The organism is Rhodopseudomonas sp. (genome assembly GCF_048594845.1).
Taxonomy (GTDB): Bacteria; Pseudomonadota; Alphaproteobacteria; order Rhizobiales; family Xanthobacteraceae; genus Rhodopseudomonas.
Genome location: NZ_JBMDXE010000101.1, coordinates 1 through 9110 on the forward strand (window position 1 = coordinate 1; position 9110 = coordinate 9110).

Annotated in this window: 10 protein-coding genes; 6 read left to right on the forward strand and 4 right to left on the reverse strand. The window is 64.7% G+C overall.

Going from position 1 to position 9110, the window contains the following annotated elements; all coding sequences use genetic code 11:
• The 6 genes from ACOJTD_RS05760 to ACOJTD_RS05785 all read left to right on the forward strand — a co-directional run.
• Window positions 1-281 (forward strand): LptA/OstA family protein (locus tag ACOJTD_RS05760; RefSeq protein ID WP_420131971.1); only part of this gene is annotated, 281 nt, incomplete at its 5' end.
• A gap of 57 nt (window positions 282-338) precedes the next feature.
• Entirely contained in the window at window positions 339-1295 is a 957-nt protein-coding gene (gene lptB / locus ACOJTD_RS05765) for an LPS export ABC transporter ATP-binding protein (RefSeq protein ID WP_420131972.1), read from the forward strand.
• Window positions 1296-1460: 165 nt separating this feature from the next.
• Window positions 1461-3089, forward strand: a complete 1629-nt coding sequence (gene rpoN, locus ACOJTD_RS05770; protein WP_420131973.1) for an RNA polymerase factor sigma-54 — start codon at window positions 1461-1463, stop codon at window positions 3087-3089.
• Window positions 3090-3142: 53 nt separating this feature from the next.
• On the forward strand, window positions 3143-3751 hold the full coding sequence (gene hpf, locus ACOJTD_RS05775; RefSeq protein ID WP_420131974.1) for a ribosome hibernation-promoting factor, HPF/YfiA family: 609 nt from the start codon (window positions 3143-3145) through the stop codon (window positions 3749-3751).
• Window positions 3752-4023: 272 nt separating this feature from the next.
• A complete protein-coding gene (gene ptsN, locus ACOJTD_RS05780) occupies window positions 4024-4485 on the forward strand; it encodes a PTS IIA-like nitrogen regulatory protein PtsN (RefSeq protein WP_420131975.1) in 462 nt (153 codons plus the stop codon).
• Between the two features lie 122 nt (window positions 4486-4607).
• Window positions 4608-6290, forward strand: a complete 1683-nt coding sequence (locus ACOJTD_RS05785; RefSeq protein WP_420131976.1) for a methyl-accepting chemotaxis protein — start codon at window positions 4608-4610, stop codon at window positions 6288-6290.
• A 73-nt stretch (window positions 6291-6363) separates the two neighbouring features.
• Here the strand turns inward: ACOJTD_RS05785 and ACOJTD_RS05790 are convergent, their stop codons facing one another.
• From ACOJTD_RS05790 to ugpE, 4 genes are all read right to left on the reverse strand, one after another.
• Window positions 6364-6648, reverse strand: a complete 285-nt coding sequence (locus ACOJTD_RS05790; protein WP_420131977.1) for a DUF1150 family protein — start codon at window positions 6646-6648, stop codon at window positions 6364-6366.
• Window positions 6649-6698: 50 nt separating this feature from the next.
• Window positions 6699-7124 carry an Hsp20 family protein gene (locus ACOJTD_RS05795; RefSeq protein ID WP_420131978.1) on the reverse strand — a complete coding sequence of 142 codons (426 nt, stop codon included), beginning with the start codon at window positions 7122-7124 and terminating at the stop codon, window positions 6699-6701.
• Between the two features lie 144 nt (window positions 7125-7268).
• Window positions 7269-8363, reverse strand: coding sequence for a sn-glycerol-3-phosphate import ATP-binding protein UgpC (locus ACOJTD_RS05800; RefSeq protein WP_420131979.1), 1095 nt, complete (start codon window positions 8361-8363; stop codon window positions 7269-7271).
• A gap of 2 nt (window positions 8364-8365) precedes the next feature.
• The coding region (gene ugpE, locus ACOJTD_RS05805; protein WP_420131980.1) for a sn-glycerol-3-phosphate ABC transporter permease UgpE at window positions 8366-9110 on the reverse strand (745 nt) is incomplete at its 5' end.

Genomic DNA, 9110 nt, shown 5'->3' on the forward strand with positions numbered 1-9110 from the left:
AGGCCAAGGGCAGTGTCGTGGTCACCCAGAAGGATCAGGTCGTGACCGGCGACACCGCGGTGTTCGACACCAAGACCAATCTGGTAACCATGCTGGGCAATGTCGTGCTGACACAGGGCAAGAACGTGGTGCGCGGCGACCGGCTGCTGGTCGACATGAGCACCGGCGTGTCCCGGGTCGAATCCAACAGCGGCCGGGTGCAGGGCCTGTTTCAATCCTCCGGCAGCGGTACTGGCGGTCCGCTTGGCCTCGGGGCACCCGCCGCCGGACAGAAGAAGTGACGACGCGCCCGCTCTCGACCGCGAAGCGGCGCGACCCAATGGCTGATCGGTAGCAGGATGGTTGACCTTCTGAGCATGTTCCGGCGGCGCGACCCGAAGCGCTCGGGGGCGCCCCGTCCGCGTCCGGGCATCACCGCTCTGCAGGAAGAGATCGGCGATCTGCTGGGCACACCGTCGCGCGAGGCGAATGTCGCCCGTGCCGCTGTCCACGAAGCGCCGCTGGCTCCCACACCGGCGCCGCCGCGGCCGCGGCGCCAAGCCGCAGCTCCGACCCAGCAACGCGCGCCGCACGCCGGATACCTGGCGGTCCATCGGATCGAGAAGAGCTTCGGCACGCGCAAGATCGTGCGCGGCGTCAGCATCTATGTCCGCCGCGGCGAAGCGGTCGGCCTGCTCGGCCCCAACGGCGCCGGCAAGACCACCGTGTTCTACATGATCACCGGCCTGATCAAGGCGGACCGCGGCGCCATCGAACTCGACGGTCACGACGTCACCAAGCTGCCGATGTATCAGCGCGCCCGCCTCGGCATTGGCTATTTGCCGCAGGAAGCGTCGATCTTCCGTGGCCTCAATGTCGAGCAGAACATTATGGCGGTGCTCGAGGCGGTGGAGCCCGACAAGCGCAAGCGCGAAGCCGAGCTCAATAATTTGCTGCAGGAGTTCAACATCGAGCGGCTGCGCAAGTCGCCGTCGATCGCGCTGTCGGGCGGTGAGCGCCGCCGCGTCGAAATCGCGCGGGCGCTGGCGAGCCGACCGAACTACATGCTGCTCGACGAACCGTTCGCCGGCATCGACCCGATCGCGGTCGGCGACATTCAGGACCTGGTGCGACACCTCACCAATCGAGGTATCGGCGTACTAATTACCGACCATAACGTCCGCGAAACCCTCGGTCTCACCGACCGCGCCTATATCGTTTATGCGGGTGAAATCCTGACTGAAGGGACGCCGGAAGAGATCGTCAATAACCCGGACGTCCGCCGTCTTTACCTTGGCGAGGAATTCCGCCTGTAATCGGTTGCAGTTCGCGTGCCGACACGGCATGCTCAGCTGCCTTGCTCCTCCCGCCTCGATGCCGGCTGAGCCGCCTACTCCAAATTTCCAATTCGTCAAGGCGTGTACATCAGCCGCGGAAAGGCGTAAGCAAGAAACGGACCAACTTGGATCGTTCTTGCCGCCATGGCACTAACTCAACGCCTCGAGTTCCGACAGTCGCAGTCGCTGGTGATGACGCCGCAGTTGATGCAGGCGATCAAGCTGCTGCAACTGTCCAATTTGGATCTCGCGACGTTTGTCGAAGACGAACTCGAAAAGAACCCGCTGCTCGATCGCGCGACCGACACGCCGGAGGCGCCGGTCGCTGGCGAACCGGCGATGGAGCGCGGCGAAGCCGGCGGAGACGACTTCGGCGGCGGTGATAGCGGCGGCGAAGGCGGCGAGTTCACCGCGACCGACTCGTTCGAGCCCGGCACCGAAGAGTGGATGCACCGCGACCTCGGTAGCCGCAGCGACATCGAGCAAACGCTCGATACCGGGATGGAGAACGTTTTCCCCGAAGAGCCGGCCGAAGCCGCAGCCCGCGCCGCGCAGGACGCCGCGCCGGCCTCCTACACCGAATGGGGCGGCGGTTCGTCCAGCGACGAGGGCTACAATCTCGAAGCCTTCGTGGCCGCCGAGACCTCGCTGGCGGATCATCTCGCCGAGCAGCTCGCGGTGGCGCTGACCGGCCCGTCGCAGCGCATGATCGGCCAGTACCTGATCGACCTCGTCGACGAAGCCGGCTACCTGCCCGCCGATCTCGGGGATGCGGCCGAACGTCTCGGCACCACCCAGGCCGAGGTCGAAGCCGTAGTCGGCGTGTTGCAAACCTTCGATCCGCCAGGCATCTGCGCGCGCTCGCTGGCCGAGTGTCTCGCCATCCAGCTGCGCGAACTCGATCGTTTCGACCCGGCCATGCAGGCGTTGATCGAGCACCTCGACCTACTCGCCAAGCGCGACGTCGCCAGCCTGCGCAAGATCTGCGGCGTCGACGACGAAGACCTCGCCGACATGATCGGCGAAATCCGCCATCTCGATCCGAAGCCCGGCCTGAAGTTCGGCTCGTCGCGGGTACAGACCGTAGTGCCCGACGTGTTCGTCCGTCCCGGCCCCGACGGCGGCTGGCTGGTCGAACTCAACAGCGACACGCTGCCCAAAGTTCTCGTCAACCAGTCGTACTACTCGGAGCTGTCGAAGACGATCCGCAAGGACGGCGACAAGTCGTACTTCTCCGACTGCCTGCAGAACGCGACCTGGCTGGTACGCGCACTGGATCAGCGCGCCCGCACCATCCTCAAGGTTGCGACCGAAATCGTCCGCCAGCAGGACGGTTTCTTCACCCACGGCGTCGCACATCTTCGGCCGCTCAATCTGAAGGCCGTTGCGGATGCGATCCAGATGCACGAATCGACCGTGTCACGCGTGACCGCCAATAAGTACATGGCGACCAACCGCGGCACCTTTGAACTAAAGTATTTCTTTACCGCGTCGATCGCATCCGCGGACGGCGGCGAGGCGCACTCGGCCGTGGCTGTGCGCCATCACATCCGGCAATTGATCGACGGCGAAGATCCGTCGGCGATTCTTTCCGACGACACCATCGTCGAGAAGCTGCGCGAGGCCGGCATCGATATTGCGCGCCGCACTGTGGCCAAATATCGCGAGGCCATGCGCATTCCCTCCTCCGTGCAACGACGCCGCGACAAGCAAAGCGTGCTCGGTGCGGCTCTGACGGCGGCGGATCGCTCCCGCGACACCGCCCCGGCTTGATTACGCCGCTGCTCGGACTACTGTCAGTACCCCAAAGACAAACGAGGCATTCCATGACCATTCGGGTCTCCGGCAAAAGCATCAGCGTCGGCGAAGCCCTGCGCGGCCGCGTCAGCGAACGTACCGAGGAGGTGCTGCGCAAATATTTCGACGGCAACTACTCGGGCCACATCACGCTGAGCAAAGACGGCTTCGGATTCCGCACCGACTGCGCGCTGCATCTGGATTCGGGTATCACGCTCGAGGCGGAGTCGAACGCCGCCGACGCCTATGCGAGCGCCGACCAGGCGCTGCTGCAGATCGAGAAGCGTCTGCGCCGCTACAAGAGCCGGCTGAAGGATCGCTCCGCCCGCAAGGCCCACGCCGAAGCCACCGCGCTCGCCGAACTGGCGATCGCGCCCGTCGATGTGCCGAGCTACGTGATCGAAGCGCCCGGCGACGAGGAACACCACGAGGACGCCTACAACCCGGTGATCATCGCCGAGGCCACCACCGCGATGAAGCGGCTGTCGGTCAGCGAAGCCGTGGTCGAACTCGACCTGACCGGCGCGCCGGTGCTGGTGTTCCTGCATGGCGGCTCCGGCCGCGTGAACATCATCTATCGCCGCGCTGACGGAAATATCGGCTGGATCGATCCGCCGACGGTGAACACCGCCGCCTGACGGCAGGGAGCGGCGTGGCCGTCCCGCCTTGCGTGCGAGACGGCCATTGACGCCCGGCGGCGGCTCTGCCTATGGTCCGCCGCCTTCCGCGCCGGAGCCGGAACGGCCGGAGTTTGCCACCGCCGGCAGGGATGATAGATTAGCTAGGCCGATGAATTCAGGGAGTTTTCCGCCGGCCGCAAATGGTCGGTTGATGCACCGAGATCGAGCTTGACGCAGCCTGCCTCTGTTCTATTTCACAACGACAGCACACCACATCCTCGGAACGCCGCATGACGATTACCGATCTGGTCGCGCCCGAGGCGGTTATCCCGGCGTTAAAAGTCATCAGTAAGAAGCAGGCGCTGCAGGAACTCGCGGCGCGCGCGGCGGAACTCACCGCGCAGAACGAACGTGCCATTTTCGAGGTTCTGCTGCAGCGCGAGAAGCTCGGAACCACCGCGGTCGGTTATGGCGTGGCAATTCCGCACGGCAAGCTGCCGAAGCTCGACAAGCTGTTCGGCCTGTTCGCGCGGCTCGAGCGCCCGATCGATTTCGAAGCGATGGACGGTCAGCCGGTCGATCTGATCTTCCTGCTGCTCGCCCCGGAAGGCGCCGGCGCCGATCACCTCAAGGCGCTGGCACGGATCGCCCGTCTGCTGCGCGATCAGGACGTCGCCAAGAAGCTGCGCGCCTCGCGCGACGCCCAAGCGATCTACTCGGTGCTGGCGCTGCCGCCCGCAACCGCCGCTTAGTAGTATCTGAACAAATCAGTCAGCTCTCGGGGAGCGTCTGCGCTGCTCGGGCAAACCTGCAATTAAAAGCACGCGCCTACGGTCCACCGCCACACAAACAAAACGGCAGGGATGGAACACAGATGCGGGTCACGGTTTCGCGCGCGATTATTCTGTTCGGACTTCTGATCGCCGTCGGGCTGTCATCCGTCTTCGCCACAAGCCTCTATGGGCTGTCGGAGCTCAAGGTCGGCGGGCCGCTCTACAATCAGCTCAAGCAGGGCTACGATCTGATCGCGGACATCCTGCCGCCGCCGGAATACATCATCGAGCCCTACCTCGAGGCCACTCTCGCATTGCGTCAGCCGGAGACGTTGAGCCGCCGCCGCGAACGGCTGGTCCAGCTCAAGAAGGACTATGACGAGCGCCACGTTTTCTGGGAGAAGTCCGACCTCGACCGATCGCTGAAGATCCGGCTGGTCACGGACTCAGATCGTGAGGCGGCCCTGTTCTGGACCATCCTCGACCAGCGCCTGCTGCCGGCGATCGCAGCCGGCAATGCCGCCGCTGCCGAACAGGCCTATGCGGACCTCAGCGAAGCCTACGCCAAACATCGCGTCATCATCGACGACATCGTCAGGCAGGCCAACAACGCGAACACCTTGACCGAGGCCGCCGCCGCCGCACGGGTCAGCACATTGACTGAACTGCTGTGGGGCGTGTCGTTGCTGGTGTTCGCCTGTATCGCGCTCGGCATCGGCGGCGTCGCGCTCGGCGTGGTGCGCCCGATCACGCGGATGACCGGCGTGATGGAGCGGCTGGCGCACGGAGATCACGCCGTCGCCGTCCCGGCGGTGGGGCGGAAGGACGAGATCGGAGCGATGGCCCGCGCGGTCGAGGTGTTCAAGCAAAACGCCCAGAGGGTGCTGGCAATGGAAGCCGAGCAGGAGCGATCGAAAGCTCTTGCCGAAGCCGAGCGGCAAGCGGGGATGCGGCGCGTCGCCGACGATTTCGACCGCGCTGTCGGGCAGATCGTTGGCCGAGTCACGGTCGCATCGCGCGAGATGGAGCAGGCTGCGAGCCGCATGGCCGACACCGCCGAAACCACCCAACAACTCACTGCGACTGTCGCCGCGGCGTCCCAGCAATCCTCCAGCAACACGCAATCCGCCTCCGCCGCGTCGGAGGAGATGGCGTCGTCGGTGGCGGAGATCGGCCGGCAGGTCCGCGATTCGCTGAGGATCGCTCAGCAGGCCGTCGAGCAGGCCGACCATACCAACGCCCAGATCGCCGACCTGTCACAGTCGGCAGATCGGATCGGTGAGGTGATCAAGCTGATCAACGCGGTGGCCGAGCAGACCAACCTGCTGGCGCTCAACGCCACGATCGAAGCGGCGCGCGCCGGCGATGCAGGTCGGGGGTTTGCGGTGGTGGCCTCCGAGGTGAAGGCGCTGGCGTCGCAGACCGCGAAGGCGACCGAAGAGATCGCCTCCCAGATTAATCAGATGCAGCAGGCGACCCAGCATTCGGTGGCCGCCATTCAGGGCATCGGCGGCACGATCCGGCAGATTTCCAGCATCTCGAATGCGATCGCCGCCTCGGTCGAGGAGCAGAGCGTCGCGACCGGGGAGATCGCCCGGAGCGTGCAGGGAGCGGCGGAGGGGGCCGCCGAGGTGTCGGGGAATGTTCTGAAGGTGAGCGAAGGAGCAAGCGAGACCGGCGCAGCGTCCGGTCAGCTGCACGGTTTGGCGCGCGCTCTATCGAACGAAAGCCAGCAGCTTCAGCAGGAAGTCGACACGTTCCTGGCGGCCGTCCGCGCCGCCTAGCAGTCAAAATGCTGATACGCGATTGCGGGAGCCGTCGCCGGCACCCGCGTCGCAAACATCTAAATCACGAAGATCAGTGGACGCTGACCGCCTGGAGCTCCTGGCTCCACGCATTGGCGACCGCGGCTTCGCGGCTGTCCGTTAGCATGATCGGCGTGCCGTCGGCTGAATGCAGCGCGAACAGCTTGAGGCCGGGCGCGATCTGCGGCGCTTGAGGAAACAGGCCGGGTACATCCTCGGAGCGGATCTGCTTCACATAGGCGATGTGACCCTCGCCCAGATGCGCCAGCGCTTCCGGTGTGACGCTGACATTGTCGTGCGGTGCTGAACCCAATTCGGCTGTAGCAAAGTCAGTCATGGTCTCGACTCCTGTATGAGACTAAGCGGTCGAGTCCGCTACTCGTTCCATTATTCGTGTTCGGTGATGGCGATTGTCTTAATCACCCGTTCCGGCTCAGGCCGGACCAGATCAATGGACAACAACCCGTTCTTCAGATCCGCACCCAGCACTTGCATCCCGTCCGCCAGCACGAAGGTGCGCTGGAAGTGACGCGCGGCGATACCGCGATGGATGTATTGCCGGGCTTTGTCATCCTGCTGGCGCCCTCTGATGACGAGTTGATTTTCCTCAATCGTCACATCGAGTTGTTCGCGGGTAAAACCCGCGACCGCGAGCGTGATCCGGAGCTTTTCAGGATCGCCGTTGGCGCGTTCGCAGCGCTCGATGTTGTAGGGCGGGTAGCCGTCGGCACCCTTGACGACGCGGTCGAGCGCACGCTCGATCTCGTCGAATCCCAGCAGGAAGGGGCTGGATAACGTAGGAACACGAGACATCCAAAGTCCTCTCGAAGCGACTTTGATTGGGGCCCTTGCGGCACCCCGGTGACCGTCCAGCACGACGCCGGCCGGTCCAAACCAATATGGGCAGTGCAAGATACGGGTTCAAGCACCCCAAAACAACGAATTTATGCAGTACCTTCAAGGCCCTGCGGCAATCCGCCGGCCGTCGGCCGAGAACCGGTGCAGGTGTTGAGGCAAACCTGTGGCAACGTTCCTGCTGCCAATCGGTGGCGCCTCCTGCCCGGGAATCCGCACGATGATCTCGTCGGGCGGCAGCTCCCCCGGCTTGCGGCTGATCGCTGTGAGGTCGCCCTGGTGGCCGCGGGTGCCGTACACGAAGGTCTCCGGCCCGACCCGCTCGATCGCCTCGACGGTGAGCTCCAGCGTCAGCGCGCCGGGACCGGCTGGCTCCGCCGTGATCACCAGGTCCTCCGGCCGGACACCGAGGATGCCGCCTTCGGCCGCACCGCCGAACTGGGTCTGCATCGCTTCGGCATCGAGCGGGATCAGGTTCATCGGTGGGGCGCCGATGAAGGACGCCACGAAGGTGGTGGCCGGCCTGGCGTAGATGTCCAGCGGCGACCCGATCTGCTCGATCACGCCGCCATTCATCACCACCAGGATATCGGCCAACGTCATCGCCTCGAGCTGATCGTGGGTGACGTAGATCGCGGTCGTCGCGAGCCGGCGCTGCAGCTTGCGGATCTCGACCCGCATCGCGACGCGCAGCTTGGCGTCGAGATTGGACAGCGGCTCGTCAAACAGAAACACCTTGGGCTGGCGCACGATGGCGCGCCCCATCGCAACGCGCTGGCGCTGGCCGCCGGAGAGCTGCCGCGGCTTGCGCTCCAGCATCGCGCCGAGCTCGAGGATGCGGGCCGCTTCCTGCACGCGCGCATCGATCTCGGGCTTCGCCATGCCGCGATTGCGCAGGCCGTAGGCCATGTTGTTGTACACGCTCATATGCGGATAGAGCGCGTAGTTCTGGAACACCATGGCGATGTCGCGGTCGGCCGGCTCGCCCCGGTTGACGACGCGGCCGCCGATCTCGATCTCGCCCGAACTGATCGTCTCCAGCCCCGCGACCATGCGCAGCAGCGTGGACTTGCCGCAGCCGGAGGGGCCGACCAGCACGCAGAACTGGCCGTCGCCGACGGCGAAGTCGACGCCCTTGATGGCCTCGAAGCCGCCCGGATAGGTCTTGCGGACATTGCGGAGAACGACATCGGCCACGCTTACTTCTCCGTCTCGACCAGACCGCGCACGAACAGTTTCTGCATCAGCACCACCACGGCGACCGGCGGCAGCATCGCCAGCACCGCGGTCGCCATCACGATCGGCCATTCGGTCAATGCATCGGAGGTCACGATCATCTTGCGGATGCCGATCTGGATGGTCTGCATGTCGTCGCGCGTGGTGATCAGCAGCGGCCAGAGATATTGATTCCAGCCGAGGATGAACAGGATCACGAACAGCGCCGCCATGTTGGTGCGCGACAGCGGCAATAGCGTATCCCAGAAGAACCGGAACGGCCCGGCACCGTCGATCCGCGATGCTTCCAGCAATTCGTCCGGCACCGTCATGAAGAACTGCCGGAACAGCAGCGTCGCGGTGGCCGACGCGATCAGCGGCAGCGCCAGGCCCGCATAGCTGTCGAGCAGATGCAGATCGGCGACGATCGTGTAGGTCGGATAGATGCGGACCTCGACCGGCAGCATCAGAGTGATGAAGATGATCCAGAAGATCGTCATCCGGAACGGGAAGCGGAAATACACGATCGCATAGGCCGAGATCAGGGAGATCGCGATCTTGCCAAGCGCGATGATCATCGCCATCACGAACGAGTTGAACAGCATGGTGCCGACCGGCTCGCGGGTGGTCCCCGAGGTGCCGACGAACAGCGTCTTGTAATAGGTCTCCAGGAAATGCCCGCCCGGCCACAGCGACATCTGGCCGTTGGCGATGGTGGCGTTGTCCTGG

Excerpts from the sequence above, each read along its gene's own strand:
- ptsN (WP_420131975.1), top strand. The coding sequence starts at position 4,024 with ATGACGATTACCGATCTGGTCGCGCCCGAGGCGGTTATCCCGGCGTTA.
- lptB (WP_420131972.1), top strand. The coding sequence starts at position 339 with ATGGTTGACCTTCTGAGCATGTTCCGGCGGCGCGACCCGAAGCGCTCG.
- rpoN (WP_420131973.1), top strand. The coding sequence starts at position 1,461 with ATGGCACTAACTCAACGCCTCGAGTTCCGACAGTCGCAGTCGCTGGTG.
- ACOJTD_RS05785 (WP_420131976.1), top strand. The coding sequence starts at position 4,608 with ATGCGGGTCACGGTTTCGCGCGCGATTATTCTGTTCGGACTTCTGATC.
- hpf (WP_420131974.1), top strand. The coding sequence starts at position 3,143 with ATGACCATTCGGGTCTCCGGCAAAAGCATCAGCGTCGGCGAAGCCCTG.
- ACOJTD_RS05795 (WP_420131978.1), bottom strand. The coding sequence starts at position 7,124 with ATGTCTCGTGTTCCTACGTTATCCAGCCCCTTCCTGCTGGGATTCGAC.
- ACOJTD_RS05790 (WP_420131977.1), bottom strand. The coding sequence starts at position 6,648 with ATGACTGACTTTGCTACAGCCGAATTGGGTTCAGCACCGCACGACAAT.